This window comes from Bradyrhizobium sp. Mp27, assembly GCF_029953005.1.
Lineage (GTDB): Bacteria > Pseudomonadota > Alphaproteobacteria > Rhizobiales > Xanthobacteraceae > Bradyrhizobium > Bradyrhizobium barranii.
This window is the reverse complement of sequence record NZ_JASAUS010000002.1, coordinates 226,085-242,589: the sequence shown is the minus strand read 5'-3', so window position 1 is coordinate 242,589 and position 16,505 is coordinate 226,085. Positions and strand designations below refer to the sequence as shown.

General features: G+C 64.4%; 9 protein-coding genes and 2 pseudogenes. 2 read left to right on the top strand and 9 right to left on the bottom strand.

What is annotated here, in order from left to right; genetic code table 11:
• Window positions 1–2: 2 nt before the first annotated feature.
• The 9 genes and pseudogenes from QJT78_RS02675 to QJT78_RS02635 all read right to left on the bottom strand — a co-directional run bounded on the left by QJT78_RS02675 (window position 3) and on the right by QJT78_RS02635 (window position 13,804).
• Complete coding sequence (locus QJT78_RS02675) at window positions 3–3,332, bottom strand: adenylate/guanylate cyclase domain-containing protein (RefSeq protein ID WP_028147010.1); 3,330 nt, start codon at window positions 3,330–3,332, stop codon at window positions 3–5.
• Between the two features lie 320 nt (window positions 3,333–3,652).
• Entirely contained in the window at window positions 3,653–4,168 is a 516-nt protein-coding gene (locus tag QJT78_RS02670; RefSeq protein ID WP_028147011.1) for a hypothetical protein, read from the bottom strand.
• Window positions 4,169–4,846: 678 nt separating this feature from the next.
• On the bottom strand, window positions 4,847–5,770 hold the full coding sequence (locus tag QJT78_RS02665) for a helix-turn-helix domain-containing protein (RefSeq protein WP_028147012.1): 924 nt from the start codon (window positions 5,768–5,770) through the stop codon (window positions 4,847–4,849).
• A gap of 272 nt (window positions 5,771–6,042) precedes the next feature.
• A pseudogene (locus QJT78_RS02660) lies at window positions 6,043–7,911 on the bottom strand (ABC transporter ATP-binding protein).
• Between the two features lie 9 nt (window positions 7,912–7,920).
• A complete protein-coding gene (locus tag QJT78_RS02655; protein WP_038941854.1) occupies window positions 7,921–8,847 on the bottom strand; it encodes a glyoxylate/hydroxypyruvate reductase A in 927 nt (308 codons plus the stop codon).
• 13 nt (window positions 8,848–8,860) lie between these two features.
• Window positions 8,861–10,189, bottom strand: a complete 1,329-nt coding sequence (locus QJT78_RS02650; protein ID WP_038941853.1) for an FAD-binding oxidoreductase — start codon at window positions 10,187–10,189, stop codon at window positions 8,861–8,863.
• Window positions 10,190–10,244: 55 nt separating this feature from the next.
• Entirely contained in the window at window positions 10,245–11,132 is an 888-nt protein-coding gene (locus QJT78_RS02645) for an ABC transporter permease (RefSeq protein ID WP_038941852.1), read from the bottom strand.
• Window positions 11,133–11,134: 2 nt separating this feature from the next.
• Window positions 11,135–12,085 carry an ABC transporter permease gene (locus QJT78_RS02640; protein WP_028147015.1) on the bottom strand — a complete coding sequence of 317 codons (951 nt, stop codon included), beginning with the start codon at window positions 12,083–12,085 and terminating at the stop codon, window positions 11,135–11,137.
• A 27-nt stretch (window positions 12,086–12,112) separates the two neighbouring features.
• Window positions 12,113–13,804 carry a peptide ABC transporter substrate-binding protein gene (locus QJT78_RS02635; RefSeq protein WP_038941851.1) on the bottom strand — a complete coding sequence of 564 codons (1,692 nt, stop codon included), beginning with the start codon at window positions 13,802–13,804 and terminating at the stop codon, window positions 12,113–12,115.
• A 203-nt stretch (window positions 13,805–14,007) separates the two neighbouring features.
• Here QJT78_RS02635 and QJT78_RS02630 point away from each other — a divergent pair, with 203 nt between their 5' ends.
• Both QJT78_RS02630 and QJT78_RS02625 read left to right on the top strand, forming a co-directional pair.
• On the top strand, window positions 14,008–14,640 hold the full coding sequence (locus QJT78_RS02630) for a cupin domain-containing protein (protein WP_028147017.1): 633 nt from the start codon (window positions 14,008–14,010) through the stop codon (window positions 14,638–14,640).
• Window positions 14,641–14,774: 134 nt separating this feature from the next.
• Window positions 14,775–16,504 (top strand): annotated as a pseudogene (locus QJT78_RS02625) (PAS domain S-box protein).
• Window position 16,505 lies beyond the last annotated feature (1 nt).

Sequence of the window (16,505 nt, the reverse complement as noted above, 5' to 3'; positions counted from 1 at the left end):
GCCTAATGCACTTGCTCGAGCAGCTCTTTCGCTTCCACGACTTCAGAAAGATTTCGCTCCACATCGAATTCGGCCAGCACGGGAGCGAGCACTTCGGATACCCCGCCTGCTCGGCCATTTCTCTTGTGCAGGCGTGCAAGTCCAAGGGCGCTGCGGAGCTCGAAAGTCTTCGTCTGCTGGTGTCGTGCGATCTCAATCGCTCGCTTGAGGGAAGCTTCGGCACTGGATTCGTCCGAAGGATCAAGACGCGACAAAAGCTCGCCGCGGGCGCGATGCAGCTCGGCATCAAGCCAATGCTGGCCGGATTGCCCGGTCCATGCGATCAATTCGCTCAAGATTTCCAGCCCGGTTTCGAGTTGGCCCGACGCTGCGTTCGCCAAGGCGACATGCATCCCCCAAAACGGCTCGCAGAGATAGCAGTCATTCTCGTGCAGCAAGGTCCAGCCGCGACGCATTTCCGTCAGTCCGGTCATTTGGTCGCCGGCACGCCACTTGGCGAGGCCATCCAGGTAGGTGCCGGCGGCCACATACAACGGCATCGTGTGGTCGCGCGCGAGACCGAGCGCCAGGATCGTCTCCGTTTGCTGCAACATGCCTCCGCATAGTCCGTCGAACACCGCACGATGAACCAGCGCGTTGGCCTGGGACAGCGCCCGTTTTTCTCCCGAAGCACTCACCGCTTCGGCGGCGAGGCGGCGTGCGCGCGCGATCTTGCCAAGTGGCCAAAGCACCAGGGCAAGAAACCTCATGATCACGAACGGGAGATCCAGTGCCGAAGCCCTGAACGTCGCGGGATCCGGCTCGGCACCATAGATCTCGAGTGCCTGCTCGAGATGCATCCTCGCGTTCAAATAGTCACCGCCGAACCAGCAGGTCACCCCGCCCGTCCAATGTGAAACGACGGCGGCTACCGGTGAGTCCGGTCGTCGGTCAGCGGCGCTCCTGATGGAATCCGCCAGCTCCAGCATCGGAGCGAGTTCGCCGTGTGTCAGGCAAGCATTGAAGAGACCCGAATGGACCGGCGCGAGTTCAACAGGATCATTGATGTCGGCAGCGAACTGTCGGGCACGCGTCCATGCGGCTACCGTTTCGGGAGCGCTGTGGCCGAGGCTGCCTCGCAATGCACGGCCATACTCAATTTGAAGATGCAACCTGCTCATCATCCGGCGGGGATCATCCGGCACCTCATCGGCGGACGCAATCGCCTTGCCGAGATGCGCGATCGCCTCGGAATAGGCAGAGCGCTTCAGCGCTTGCTGGCCCGCCTTGCGCCACCATTCGAGGGCGATCTCGCTCAGCCCCGCCTCAGTGAAGTGGTGCGCCAGAACTTCCGGCTCAGTCTCGGCAACGACGGGAAACTTCTCGCGCAGGACATCGCCGATGCGCTTGTGAAGCACCTGCCGTTTGCTCTTGAGCAGGCCTTCATAGGCCGCTTCCTGAACGAGAGCGTGCCTGAAGCTATAGTTTGCCTCGGGCGGTGTCCCGCGACGCACCAGCAGTTCCGCCTCTTCGAGTTGCCCCAGCGCAGCGCTCAGCGTCAGATCATCGCGTCCTGTCACATATCTTAGCAGCGCGTATGAAAAGTCGCGGCCGATGGCGGCGCCTATCTGCGCCACCTCCTTGACGGGAGCCAGCCGGTCGAGCCGCGCCATCAGCGAATCCTGCAGCGTCGCGGGAATGGCGAGCGGCGGGAGCGGACTATCGAGGCGGTAGCGCCCGGAATCCTCGACGAGCAGTCCGGACTCCAGCACCATCTTGGTCAGTTCCTCGACGAATAGCGGGATGCCGTCCGTCTTGTCGACGATCTGCTCCATCATCTCGCGCGGCAGCTGGCGGCCAACGGTCACCTGCTCGACCAGCGCACGCGTGTCCTGCCGGTCGAGCCGGTCGAGCCGCAACAGGCTGACGTTGGCGAGGCCCGACCAGGAGGGCTCGAACTCTGGCCGGGATGTCATGAGCATGAGTATCGGCAGCCCCCTTATCCGGTCGACCCCGAGATCGAACAGTTCAAGTGTCGTGGCATCGGCCCAATGCATATCCTCGCAGATAACCAGCAGGGGTTGCTCTCGTGCCAACCCCTCGAGCTGATCGAGAAGCGAGGCAAATGTCTGTCGCCGCTGCTGCGCCGGGCTCAAACCAAGCGGCGGATAATGGTCGCCGGTTGGAATCGAAAGGAGAGCCGCAATGAGCGGTGTCGCCCGGGCGACCTGTTGCGTTCCAAGCGCCAGCATTGCTTCAAGCTTGTCGAGCTTCTGCTCCGGCGTATCGTGCGAGCGGATACCGGCTGCGCGCTCCAGCTGCGCGACAAAGGGATGAAGCGCGCTGTTGGTGTGATAGGGCGAACACTGATATCGCACCCGGCGGTGCGCCCCCAACGCGGGGTTTTCGGACAGCGTTGCGACGATGCGCGACTTGCCGATGCCTGCTTCGCCGGAGATCAACACCATCTGGCCCTGCCCCTGCCATGCCAACTGCTGGCGCGAGAGCGTGAAATCGATCTCATCCTTGCGACCGACAAAGCCGATCGAACGCGCTGCGCGGACCGCCTCGAAGCGACTTTCCGATGCGGCCGCCCCCTCGACCGCCCAGACCGCGATGGGTTCGGCTATCCCCTTGACCTCGCGGCGGCCGAGATTGTGAAAAGTGAAGAGATCGCCAAGCAGCCGGCGCGTCGACGAGGCGACGACGACCACTCCCGGTTCCGCCAGGCTCTGAAGCCTGGCAGCAAGGTTTGGTGTATCGCCGACCGTTGCGTGCTCCTCCGAAGCATCGCCGCTGATGAGGTCGCCGACCACCACAAGCCCGGTCGCGATTGCGATCCGAAGTTCAACCCGTTCGGTGGCGCCCGTCCTCAGTCGCCCGACCGCAGCGATGGTGTCGAGGCCCGCTCGCACTGCGCGCTCCGCATCGTCCTCGTGGGCGCGGGGATAGCCGAAATAGACCAGTATTCCGTCACCGACGAACCTGGCGATCCTGCCGTCATAAGCAGCGATGACGCTCGCACAGGCGGCGCGGTAGGCCCGGATCACTTCCCACATATCCTCAGGATCGAGACGCGCGGAGAGCGCAGTCGAGCCGACCAGGTCGCAAAACATAACGGTCAGGTGACGCCGCTCGGCGTCGTGAGGAGGAGCCGGCGACGCGATCAACGCGGCTGGATCGAGGTCGGCAATGGCGCGCAGAATTTTGCGGCGATGGCCAAGCAGGACTCCGAGCTTATCGAAGTCCTCGGCCATCAGCTCGGGAAGGACGCCCATGTCGATCCCATTTTGGACAAAACGCTCTGCGTATTGTCCAAGCCCCAGCTTCTCGAGCCACTCCGCGATCTGCATTGGCTCCACCGATCGTGCGGTTGGCGGTTAGCAGAATTTTGGACCACGGCGCGAGGACAATATCTCAACGCCACCATGATGGCACGTCTTGTTTGTTGCGCGATAACTTAGGTTGCTCAATACCGATACCGCCTTCAAGCAGGCACATCGCTCGATGCGAGCGACTGCGCTACCAAAAATCGTCTGCACGCAGCGTTGAACGACAGAAGTTGCGATGAGCCGTCAGCTACTCACTTTCAGACCTGAAGCCAGATTCGGCACTGCTGCTCGTACCCACGTCACGACGCCAAGCAAACGTCCTTCCGCGAGCACAGTTGTCTTCATTCCTTGTCCATGGGCACTTCGTAGTTGCGCGCCATCGCTCCCGCCGCAACTTGAAGCGAAGACCCGACGACCCAACAGCCGGCGAGAAAGGCTATCAGCCCATTGGGGAGGCTTTGATCAAGGACAAGGATGCTGACGGACAGAGTTGCTGCAATCGCCGCGCCGAACGTCCCGGCCGCACTCATGATCTCAGCAACCTCAGAGCCGTTGTATTCTTCCGAGGTGCTCGAAATCGACTTCCGAGCGACAGACCGGGACAAATCAATTCCAACATAATAGCTGAGAGCTCCGTAGAGCATCGTTAGCAGCACGATCCAACCGCTTTCAAAAAGCCCGCCTTTCTGACGCAACAGGGTCGCACCCACATAGAGGCCGCAAGAGGCCCCAACGGCTGCGAGCCCAATTCTTTCGAGGAGATGGGCCGACTTGATAAGACTGGAACGGGCGATCCCAAGATTACCGGCGTACCTCGTTAGGGAAAATGCGCTGGAAACTGCGTTGCCTATCTTCATTGGGGGCTCCTCAATAAGTAGCAGCCTACCGGCCGACCCCGATTAGAAGCTGCGTGGACGCGCTTCGCGATGCCCTTGATTCCAATTTCCAAAAGATGTGGCTGAGTGATGGGGCTGGCTTGCTCGTAGCCAAGACGAGAGCCAGTCCAAAGCTGCGAGCTCGCGGCTTCGCAGGCATTGCATCTCACCCGTGTCTGTCAGTCAGCTCCGGGTGCAGCAATTTCTTGGGGGAGAGTTAGCTCGAAAAGAGAGTGATGGACTATGAGACTGTTCACATACTCCTGTGCGCTGTCGCTCCATCCAGTCACGATTTCAGGAGGACTAAGTTTGCGTCGTTGCATACTCGGGAGCGCGGAAGCGCGAACTGACAGGCGCCGTGAGTTCGCAAGCTGTCCCGCGTTTCGCCACGTCAGATCGATTCGCGTCGTGTAGGCCGCGGCGCGCCGCAAAAATCTCGTCAGGCGGATGGCCGATGCCGCCGCGAGAACTCCTCGTGCAGGAAATCGGCGGACTTCACCCTGGCTTCGTCGTCCCTCAGCGTGATGTCGCCGCCTGCTGACGGAATGGCCGGGATGCTTGCCCTGAAGCGCAACGCCTCACGAATTCAGGAGCACGAAGCAGGCGATCTCGCTGGCGAAGCGGCACTGATTTGGATTCTGATTTTGACGCGAAAACGCTCTACGCGTCCTGCCCGCCATGGGTTTCGCGGCGCCATGCGCCCGGACTGACGCCGACCATCTGCGTGAACACCCGCGTGAAATGGCTTTGATTGGCAAATCCGGCCGAGATCGCAATCTCGGACAACGGCAGGTTGCGGACGGTCATCAGCTGCGTGGCCGCCTTCACGCGCTGGCGCAGCAGCCATTGATGCGGCGGCAGGCCGGTGGAGATCCGGAATGCGCGTGAAAAGTGGCTGACCGAAAGGCCGAGCTCGGTCGCGATCTGCTCCAGCGCGACCTTGCCTGAGAGATCGGAGTCGAGCCGGTCGCAGGCGCGCTTCACCTGCCATGGCGCGAGCCCGCCGCGGTTAGGCTCAGCGACAGGCTTCAGCCCGCCATAGGTCTGGGCGACGTGGGCGGTGAGCGCGAGCATCATGTGATCGACGAAAAGCTGGTTGGTCTCGTCAGGCCGACGCAGTGCTTCCTGCAAGCTGGCGCCGATATGACGGATGACCCCGTCGTCATGGCCCACACCGGGCTCGTAACTGAGCTCGCCAATGCGCGGCGCGCCGGGTTGCCTCGCCATGTCGTGAAGGGCCGAGCGCGGCAAATAGAAGAAGAGCGAATGAAACGGCTTGTCGATCACATAGCGCGGGTCGCGCTTGAGGTCGTACAGATAGGTCGCGCCCGCACAAATATCCTCCTTGGTGACGTAGCGGCCTTCCTCCCAACATTCGCAGGCGGGATAGTCGCGGAGCTTCAGGCTGACGAGGTAAGCATCTTCAGCCGGCAACGAGCCGGAAAGTTCGGACGTCGGCTTGTCATTGCGGACTTCGGTGACCGCAAGCTCCGCGCTGCGCAGCGAGCGCGTGATCAGAACCGGAGCTTCCTTCACGTGAAGGCCCCGCCCGAGCCTCTGCCCGTAGACGCCTGCTTGTGTCATTTCAATATTCCATCCGTGAAATTCACGTCTGCGTCGGCCTTTCCGAGTCGATGCATTATCGAAGATCGACGGCCGACGGTCCAGATTCCCCGGATTAGCATATAGATTGTGGCAGGCGGTCGCACTTCGTCGCGACGAGGTGAATTCATTGTGATTTCAGCACGATTTCACAGGCTTGGCATCGCGAAGGACAACACCGTTAACGTGTGCGGCAGATCATGGCACGACTTTATCGTGCTTTCTCGAAAGCATCCGCGGCGCGCCTTCGCGCCCTAGGCCGACCATTCCTCGCCCCAGACCTGGACGACGTGACCGGGCGAGACTTCACGATACTGCCGGACCGGCGGCTGATAATCCGGCGCGCGCACCGGGCTTCTGATCTCGTCGTTCGAGGTCTCGCGCTTCGTGCCGCGGCGCGATGGATCGGGCACCGGCACCGCGGCCATCAGCTTCTTCGTGTAGGGATGCTGCGGATTGCCGAACAAGGCTGCGCGCGGGCCGGTCTCGACGATCTCGCCGAGATACATCACCGCGACACGATGGCTCATGCGCTCGACCACCGCGATGTCGTGCGAAATGAAGAGATAGGCAAGGCCCATGCTGGCCTGGAGGTCGAGCATCAGGTTGACGACCTGCGCCTTGACCGAGACGTCGAGGGCGGAGACCGCTTCGTCCGCAACGATCAGCTTCGGCCCGAGCGCGAGCGCGCGCGCGATGCAGATGCGCTGGCGCTGGCCGCCGGAGAATTCGTGCGGAAAGCGCGCGGCCATATCCGCGGTCAGGCCGACGCGCACGAGGAGGTCGGCGACCTTGTCGCGCGCCTGCGATGCCGTGGCGAGCCCGTTGGCGAGCAGCGGCGCGGCTATCGCCGTCCCCACCGACATTCGTGGGTTGAGGCTGGCGAACGGATCCTGGAAGACGATCTGCATCTGCTTGCGGAAGTCGCGCAAGGTACGGGCGCTCATGGCGAGGACGTCCTGACCGTCGACCAGGACGGTGCCGCTATCCGGCTCCGTCAGCTTGAGGATGGAACGGCCGGTGGTCGACTTGCCGCAACCGGATTCGCCAACCAGCGCCAGCGTCTCGCCGGCGCGCAGGGTGAAGGAGATGTTCTCGACCGCGTGGACGCGGCCCGAAACCTTGCCGAACAAGCCGGAGCGGATCGGAAAGCGCGTGGTGAGGTTGGCGACTTCGAGCAGCGGCCGCTCGGCGGTTGAGACCGTCTCAGGTGTCTCCGTCGGCTCGTCAGAGGTGCCCGTCACCTTGTCGACGATCGGAAACCGCATCGGCCGCGTCCGCCCACCCATCGAGCCGAGACGCGGCACAGCCGCGAGCAGCGCGCTTGTGTAGGGATGCGAGGGTGCAGCGAAGATGCGCGCGGTCGCATCGGTCTCGACCGCCTGCCCGCCATACATCACCACGGTACGATCGGCGATCTCCGCGACCACGCCCATGTCGTGGGTGATGAAGAGGATCGACATCCCCTCCTCCTGCTGGAGCTCCTTCAGAAGCTCCAGGATCTGCGCCTGGATGGTGACGTCGAGTGCCGTCGTCGGCTCGTCGGCGATCAACAGCTTCGGCTAGCAGGCGAGCGCCATCGCGATCATCACACGCTGGCGCATGCCGCCGGAGAAACGATGCGGATGCTCGTGGAAGCGTGATGCCGCCGCGGGAATGCGGACACGATCGAGCAGACGGATGGTCTCGGCCTCCGCCGCCGCGCGCGACAGGCCGCGATGCTGGATCAGCGCCTCGGCGATCTGGAAGCCGATGGTGAGCACCGGATTGAGGCTCGTCATCGGCTCCTGGAAGATCATGGCGACATCGTTGCCACGAACATCCGTCATGCTCGCTTCGGACAGCGTCAGCAGATCGCGGCCCGCGAGCGTGACGCGCCCCTCGACCCGGCCGCTCTCCTTCGGAATGAGCCGCATGATGGAAAGCGCGGTGACGCTCTTGCCCGAACCGGACTCGCCGACGATCGCCACGGTTTCTTTGGCCGCGATATCGAACGACACGTCGCGGACGACGGGAATCCATTCCCGCTCGCGCAGAAAGGACGTGGTCAGGCCCGCGACCGACAACACGGGCGCCTGCGCTTCGGCAACGATCGGATCAGGCCTGCGTGCGCCGATGCTCATGCGATTGCCCTAATAGCCACGACTACGATCGACGCGCCCCGGCAGATCTTCGCCGCGGCGATGGCGTGCGATGACGTCGAGCACGAAATCGACGGCCGTATCAGGCGTCGTCATGCTGGCATTGTGCGGCGTCAGCAGGATGCGCGGGTGGCTCCAGAACGGATGGCCCGCCGGCAGCGGCTCGGGATCGGTAACGTCGAGCACCGCACCGGACAGCGCGCCGCTATCGAGCGCCGCGAGAAAATCGGCTTCGACGAGATGCGGGCCACGCCCGACATTGACGAGCCCTGCTCCGCGCGGCAAGCGCGCGAACAGATCGGCATTGAGGATGCCGCGGGTCTCGTCTGTCAGCGGCAGCAGGCAGACGAGGATGTCAGCCTGCGCGAGAAACTCTGGCAAGGTGTCCGTACCGGCGTAACAGGTGACGCCTTCAATCTCGCGCGGCGAGCGATTCCAGCCGAGAAGCGGAAAGTCGAACGCCTTGAGCCGGTCGAGCACGGCCTGGCCGAGCTGGCCCAGCCCCATCACGCCGACACGCCGGCGTTTGGCCGGCGTGATCCGGATCTCGCGCCAGACCTGCTCCTTCTGCTGGCTGATGAAGTGCAGGAGATCGCGATGCAGGGCGAGCACCGCCATGGTGACGTATTCCACCATGGTCTCGGCGATGCCGGGCTCCAGCATGCGGACGAGCGGTATGTGCGGCGGGACCTTGGTGGTATCGAACTGGTCGACGCCGGCGCCGACCGAGAAGACCAGCTCAAGATTGGGAAAGGTCGTCGCGATGTCGTCCGGCGGCACCCACGCCACCAGGTAGCGCACCTCTGCGGGATCGCCGGTGTCGGGCCAGAGCCGGAACGGCACATCGGGCGCGCGCTCCGCGAAGAAGCGCGCCCATTCGGCGCCGCGAACCATGTTGGCTTTGTAGAGAACCGTCATGCCACCAGCACTCTCAGAACGGGCTGACCGGCGCGAGACGCCGGCCGTCGATCATGCGCTTGTGGCTGTAGGCCGCGGGATCGACCAGCGGCGTCGCGCCGGTCACGATGTCGGCGGCGAGCTTGCCGGCCGCAGGACCAATGCCAAAGCCGTGGCCGGAGAAGCCGGTCGCGAGGAAGAAGCCGGGCAAGGCATCGACCGGCGAGATCACGGGAATGGTGTCCGGCGTGCAGTCGATCGTGCCGCCCCAGGCTTCCGCGATCTCGATGTCCTTCAATTCGGGATTCGACTTGATCAGCGAAGCCAGCGCCGCGTTGACCAGCGACATGTCGGGTGCCGGATCGCGCACCCGCTCGGTCTCGAACGGCGACAGCTTGTCGAAGCTCCAGCTCGTACCGCGCACGATCTGGTCGAAGAACGACTTGCCGAACGACAGTTTCAGCCCGTTCTTGCGATGCAGGTAGGTCGGCCAGAAGGTGCGCGCGTAGCGGAACAGGTCTGGCGACAGCTCGACCGTGCCCCGGTTGCGCAGCGCCAGTGTAAAGCCGCCGTCGAGGCGACGGCGGATACAGTAGAAGTCGGTGCCGAGCGCGCCGGACGTGATCTCCGGTCCCGGCGTGGTTCGGCATGCGGTGGCGTTGACGAGACCGATCGGCAGCTCGATGCCGTGGCGGCGGCAGAACAGCGACGACCACGCCCCGCCCGACAGCAGCACGGACTGGGTGCGAATGGTGCCCTTCTCGGTGACGACGGCGCTGACCCGTCCGCCCTGCGTTTCCAGCCCGCGTGCAGCGCAGCCCTGGTGGATGGTCACGCCGTGCTTGCGTGCGGCGGTGGCGAGCGCCGGCACGGCCATCGACGGCTCTGCGCGCCCATCGCTCGGTGTGTGCAGGCCGCCGACCCATTTCTCGGAATTGCCGGGCAGGCGCTCAGCGACTTCCGCCGGCGTCAGGACGGTCGAGTGGACCTGCATCTCGCGCGCCGTTGCGGCCCATCGCTCCCAGCTGGCCAGCTCGTCCTTGCTCTTGGTCAGGAACAGCACGCCGGTGCGGCGGAAGCCGGCATCGACACCGGCGTCGTTCTGCATGTCCTCCCACAGCCGGAGCGCCTCGCGGGCCAGCGGGATCTCCTCACGGGCGCGGCCCTGCTGGCGGCACCAGCCCCAATTGCGGCTCGACTGCTCGCCGCCGACATGGCCTTTCTCGACGAGGGCAACGGAGAGACCCTTCCTTGCCAGATGGTAGGCCGCGGACACGCCGATGACGCCGCCGCCGATGACGACGACGTCCGCCTGCGCCGGCAGGCGTTCGTCGCTGTTTATACGGGTGAGCGGCGGGGACATGGGACACTCCAGCTATTCAGGTCGATCGAAGCAGGTCGGCTCGGGGTCGGGCTCGTCATGGGATGTTCATTCGCGGGTCGAGCGCGTCGCGCAGGCCGTCGCCGAGGAAATTGAAGCTCGTCACCGCGAGCGTGATGGCGACGCCCGGCACGATCGCAAGCCACGGCGCGCTGGTGAGATAGATCTGCGCGTTGTTGAGCATGTTGCCCCAGCTCGCGGCCGGCGGCTGGATCCCGTAGCCGAGATAGCTGACATAGGATTCGAGCAGGATCGCCTTGGCGACGTTCAGTGTCGCCGCCACCACGATCGGCGCGATCGCGTTGGGCACGAGCTCGCGGAACATGATCCGCAGGTTCGACGAGCCGAAGGCGAGCGCAGCAACCGCGAATTCGCGCTCGCGCAGCGATCGCACCTGGGCCTCGACGACGCGGGCAACGCTCATCCAGGCGGTCGCCGCGATCAGCACCGTCGTGGTGATCAGGCCAGGTTCGGTGAGGGCGGCCAGCGCAAGCAGGAGGAAGATCGTCGGAAAGCACAGCACGGCGTCGACCAGCCGCATCAGGACCGCGCCGACCACGCCGCCATAGAAGCCGGCGAAGGCGCCGACGGCGATTCCGACCGCCATCGCGATTACCATCGCGATTACCATCGCGACGATGCCGATCGAGAGCGAGATCCGCCCGCCCATCATCAGCCGCGCCAGCACGTCGCGGCCGAGCTCGTCGGTGCCGAGGATGTGCGCGCCCGACAACGGCGGGGCGAACCGCTTCATGATGTCGATATAGGTGTCGTCGAACGGCAGCAGATAAGGACCCAAGGCCGAGCCGAGGACGAGAACCAGAATGATGACAGCCCCCGCAAGCGCAAGCCGGTGCCGGCGGAAGCGCCGCCATGCGGCCTGGCCGGGCGCGAGCTGAGCGGTCGAGAGGGTCGCAGCCGTCATTCCTAGCCCACCCGGATGCGCGGATCGACGACGGCGTAGAGGATGTCGGCGAGCAGCGAGCCGATCAGCACCATGGTCGCCGAGAACATCAGGATGCCCATCACCACGGGATAGTCGCGGTAGCCGATGGAATCCAGAAACAGCCGGCCCATGCCGGGCCAGGTGAACACGGTCTCGGCGACCAGGGCGCCGCCGAGCAGCGTCGGAAACTGGAGGCCGGCCACCGTGATCATCGGCAGCAGGGCGTTGCGCAGCGCGTGTACGGTGAGGATGCGCCATTCCGGCATGCCCTTGGCGCGCGCGGTGCGGATGTAATCCTGGTTGATCACCTCGAGCATGGAGGAGCGCATGAAGCGGCCCCACATCGCGGTCTCGACCAGCGCCAGCACCAGCGCCGGCGCAATCAGATGATGCAGCAGGTCTAGGAAGGAGCCATCGCCGACGGTTTGGCGATTGCCGGCCGGCAGCCAGCCGAGCTTCACCGAGAACACGTAGATGGTGACGAGGCCGAACCAGAAGGTCGGGATCGACAGCGCGATCATGGCGCCGACGGTCGCCAGCGTATCGAACAGCGAATAGCGGCGCAGCGCGCCCAACACGCCGATCCAGCAGCCGAGCAAAACCGCGATGATCGTCGCCGTCGCCATCAGCTCCAGCGTGGCGCCGAGATGGGAGGAGATCACCGACAGCACCGCCTCGCCGTCGCGATAGGACTTGCCCCAATCGCCTTTCAGCATGCGGCCGAACCAGTCGAGATACTGGATCGGCAACGGGCGATCGAGGCCGAGCTGCCTGGTGACGCGGTCGAGGTCCTCCTGCGTCATCTGCGCGGACGCCGCGTATTGCGACAGCGGACCGCCGGGGGCCAGATGCAGGATGGCAAACCCGATCGCGGAGACGATCACCAGCAGCATGATCGCCTGCGCCAGGCGGTTGGCGACGTAACGGGCCATCTCAGGCGATCCCGCGAGCCTGAGGCATCAGGCCCAGTACCATTCGCGGATGTTCCAGCAATTGATCGAGGTGTTGATGTTGGGGCGGAAGCCTTGCAGCCCCTCCTTCACGCCTTCGGCGATAAAACCCTGGAACAGCGGCAGGATGGCGAGGTCGTTGCGGATCAGCTTTTGCAGATCGCCGTAGGTCGTCTTGCGCTGGGCGAGATCGAACTGCTTGGCGCCCTCGGCAAGGAGACGATCGGCCTCCGGGCTCTTGTACTGATAGGTGTTGTAACCGCGGCCGCCCTTGGCAGGGATAGCGCCGGAGCCGAAGCGCGGCGTCACGTCGGGGTCGCTGCCGAGCATGAAGTTCACGGACACCAGCACCGAATTGAACTTCGACTGCTGCCAGAAATCGCCCCAGATCACGGCGGCCGGCATGTTGTTGACCCGCATCGCAGCACCGATCGCGCGCCAGTCCTGAATCAGGAGCTGCTGGGTCTGCTCGCGCACCGCATTGCCCGACGTCGTCGAGTTGGTGAATTCGAGCTTGACACTACCCTTCTCGCGAATGCCGCCGGAACCGCGGGTCCAACCGGCCGCGTCGAGCAGCGCGTTGGCCTTGGCCGGATCGTATTTGTGCTGCGGCAGGCCCTGCTGGAACGACCAGGCCTGCTGCGGCACGAAGCTCTCGGTCTGCGTCGGCAGGCCGTAGTTCAGCGCATCGATGATCGCCTGCTTGTTGATGGCAAGGTAGAGCGCCTCGCGCACCGCGCGATCGGCGAAGGGACCGAATTCGAGGTTGGGCGCGACGTGCTCCACCGACGACGTCGCGGAGACGAAGATCTTGCGGCCCTTCAGCGTCTTCGCCTCCTGCACGAAGTTCGGCAAGATGCCTTGCAGGCCGGTGTAGTCGACCTGCCCCGTGCGGAACTGGGTGTAGAGGACCGTGAGATCGGGAATGTATTTGAAGACCACGCGTTCGACGTAAGGTCCCTTGCCGTGATAGCCGGCGTGGGCATTCAATTGAATGTGGTCGCCGGGCACGCGCTCGCCCCAGCGGAACGGCCCGGTGCCGACAGGCGCATTGTGGAACGGCGAGGCGTTCGGATCCGACAGCTTCTCCAGGATGTGCTTTGGCACGATGAAGGTGAGCGACAGGATCGACATGTAGGGCGAATAGGGAGCCTCCATGCGCCAGTGGATCTCGTCGGGCGCGACGACCTTAATGTCCTTGACGAGGTTGTGGCCGACGCGGTTGCGGACGCGGAAATCGGGATTGTTGATCAGGTCCAGCGAGAACTTCACGTCCTCGGCCGTGAACGGCGTGCCGTCGTGCCATTTCACGTCGCTGCGCAGCTTGATCTTCCAGGTCAGGCCGTCGGCCGACAGGCCGCCATTCTCGACGGTCGGGACTTCGCGCGCGAGATCAGGGACGAACTTGCCGTCGGGTTCGATGAACCAGAGCGGCGAGAACACCTGCCACCAGATGCCCTGATCGACCTCGATCCTCGGCATCAGCGGATGGAAGACGGTCGGCTCCTGCGACAGCGCCGCGATCACCTGCCCGCGCGGCTTGTCCGGCGGATTGGTCGGGCGTTCGGTCTGCGCAAAGGCGTTGCCTGCAAGGCTCCATCCCGCCGCGGCGCCCGCGCCGAGCTGGAAGAATTGTCGGCGATTCGGAATGCCGAGATGACGCAGTCCCCCAACGCCGAACTTGCCGGTGCTGTCTGCCATGACCAGTCTCCGTTCCCGCACACGGCACCGTCTCCCGCGCCCCCGGGACCCGGCAAAGGGACAGGAGTGGGCTTTAGTGCTTCTAAATTTTTCAGTCAAAAGTTCATCATGACTAAATACAGCTGTCAATCACATTGCTAGGATGCGCGACCTTTTCACACCGCCGGCCATTCCGGCGGCGAGGCAATGCATGGGAGAGCGACATGGATGGTCGCGGCGAGACCAACGGCCCGAAGGACGCCCCGGCGATCGAGGCTGACGATGCGGTCGACCAGCGGCTCGGCGAAACCGTGCGGCTGCTGCGGCAGCGTGCCGGCCTCTCGATCCAGGACGTCGCCACCAAGACCGGGCTCTCCAACGGCATGATCAGCCAGCTCGAACGCGCGCGCGCCATGCCGTCGATACGGACGCTGCGCCTGCTCAGCATCGCGCTCGACGTTCCCATCTCCTATTTCTTCGAGACCACCGATCCCGCCGATGTGCAGCGCTACATCGTGCGCAAGAACAGCCGGCGCCTGCTGCGGCTCACCGCCAGCGGCGTCGTCAAGGAGGCGCTGACGCCGGCGGACCAGGGCCAGCTCGAGCTCTACGAGCTGACGCTCAACCCCGGCGCCTCGTCCGGCACCGACTTCTTGCAGCACACCGGCGAGAAGGCCGGCTACATCCTCTCCGGCAGCCTGCGGCTGTGGCTCGACAACCAGGCTCATCTGCTCGAGGCTGGCGACAGTTTCCGTTTTCCGAGCATCGTGCCGCACATGTTCGACAACCCGACTCAGCAGGCCGCGCGTGTGATCTGGGTCACGACGCTGCGCCAGACCGATTCGCCGGCAGGTTGAGCGCGAGGAACGCCGGCGCCCCGCCGGAAATTGCCCCTCGACGCAGGCTCGCGGAGACTGTAGCTGACGTGAAGCCGGAGCAATCTACAGCGCGAACGCGAGGGTCCCGCGATTGACGTCGCTGGTGTGAGACCATGAAACTCAGACCGCTTCTGACACTCGCGCTGGCCGCGCAGGTCGCCGTGACCGCCGTGGCCCTCCTCGCCTCCCATGCCGCGACCGGGACCGGGTTCGGCTTTGCCCAGGTCGTCGCCTTCCTGGCAAGCGGCGCCGTTGCGGTCCTGCTCGCACGGCTATGCACGCGCGCGATCGAAACGGCGCAGGACAAACGCGCCGCCGCGCAACTGGCCGAGCAGGCCCAGGCCAGCGCACAGATGACCCAGGCCGTCATCAAGACCGCGCTCGACGCCTTCGTTCAGACCGATGCGAACGGCATCGTCCTGGAATGGAGTGTCCAGGCCGAGGCCCTGACCGGATGGACGCGCAAGGAGGCGCTCGGCGCCGACGTCGTCAACCTCCTCATCGCCGAGCCGCTCCGCGACGGCTTCAGACAACGCATGATGCGGCTTTTGCCGGAGCTGTCGGATACGCCAATCGGCATCCGGTTCGAAGCGACGCTGCTGCACCGGAACGGCGACCAGATCCTGATCGAGGCGTCGAGCACGGCTCTCCAGCTCGGCGGGCGCACCATCATCAACAATTTCGTCAAGGACGTCACCCAGAAGCGCGCCGCCGAGGAGCAACTCATCCAGGCCCAGAAGATGGAGGCGGTCGGCCAGCTCACCGGCGGCATCGCGCACGAATTCAACAACATGCTCACCGTGATCACGGGCACGATCGAGATCCTCGCCGACGCCGTGAAGGACGACCCGCCGCTTGCGACCATCACCAAGCTGATCAGCGAAGCGGCCGATCGCGGCGCCGCGCTGACGTCGAGCCTGTTGTCCTTTGCCCGCAAGCAGGCGCTCCAGCCGGCCGAGATCGACGTCAACGAGCTGCTCGAAGAGGTCGCAAAGCTGCTGCTGGCGACCTTCGACAAGACGATCGAGATCGTGTCCAGGCTTGATCGCAACGTCTGGCTGGCTTTCGCCGACCGCGGCCAACTGAGCGCGGCGCTGCTCAACCTCGCGATCAACGCCCGCGACGCGATGTTGGATGGCGGCAAGCTCTCGAACGCATCTTCGATCCGTTCTTCTCGACCAAGGATGTCGGCAAGGGCACCGGGCTCGGTCTCAGCATGGTGTTCGGCTTCGTCAAACAGTCCGGCGGCGGCATCAAGGTCACGTCCGAAGAAGGCCGCGGCACGATGTTCACGATCTACCTGCCGAAGGCCGAGACCAGCACGCTCCGTCCGGCTGGCTATGACGAGCGCAAGGTCGTGGGTGGCACGGAGACAATCCTTTGCGTCGAGGACGATCGCGACGTCCGCCAATATGTCACCGTCCAGCTCGAAAGCCTCGGCTACAAGGTCATCTCCGCCGCCAACGCGACCGAAGCGCTCGCCATCGTGGCCGAAGGCACGCCGTTCGATCTGCTCTTCACCGACATCGTGATGGCCGGCGGCGTCAACGGACGCGAACTCGCCGAACAGATGGTGGCCGCGCGGCCCTCGCTGCGGGTGCTGTTCACGTCGGGTTATGCCTACGATTCGCACGCGCAGGGACGCGCCACCATGGGCGCGCCGCTGCTGGCAAAGCCGTACCGAAAAGCCGAGCTCGCGCGCATGCTGCGCCGTTCCCTCGACACCGCCGTCGACGCCGCGGGCGATCCGATCCCGACGCCGTACTCGGTGCAGGCGGACGTCGAGGGCTTTTTGCGGAGGCAGGCGGCTGAAGACAGCGGCACGACGCGATCGCGAAAATAGA

Coding starts and splice junctions, on each gene's coding strand:
- QJT78_RS02675 (WP_028147010.1), bottom strand. CDS start 3,332: ATGCAGATCGCGGAGTGGCTCGAGAAGCTGGGGCTTGGACAATACGCA.
- QJT78_RS02670 (WP_028147011.1), bottom strand. CDS start 4,168: ATGAAGATAGGCAACGCAGTTTCCAGCGCATTTTCCCTAACGAGGTAC.
- QJT78_RS02665 (WP_028147012.1), bottom strand. CDS start 5,770: ATGACACAAGCAGGCGTCTACGGGCAGAGGCTCGGGCGGGGCCTTCAC.
- QJT78_RS02655 (WP_038941854.1), bottom strand. CDS start 8,847: ATGACGGTTCTCTACAAAGCCAACATGGTTCGCGGCGCCGAATGGGCG.
- QJT78_RS02650 (WP_038941853.1), bottom strand. CDS start 10,189: ATGTCCCCGCCGCTCACCCGTATAAACAGCGACGAACGCCTGCCGGCG.
- QJT78_RS02645 (WP_038941852.1), bottom strand. CDS start 11,132: ATGACGGCTGCGACCCTCTCGACCGCTCAGCTCGCGCCCGGCCAGGCC.
- QJT78_RS02640 (WP_028147015.1), bottom strand. CDS start 12,085: ATGGCCCGTTACGTCGCCAACCGCCTGGCGCAGGCGATCATGCTGCTG.
- QJT78_RS02635 (WP_038941851.1), bottom strand. CDS start 13,804: ATGGCAGACAGCACCGGCAAGTTCGGCGTTGGGGGACTGCGTCATCTC.
- QJT78_RS02630 (WP_028147017.1), top strand. CDS start 14,008: ATGGATGGTCGCGGCGAGACCAACGGCCCGAAGGACGCCCCGGCGATC.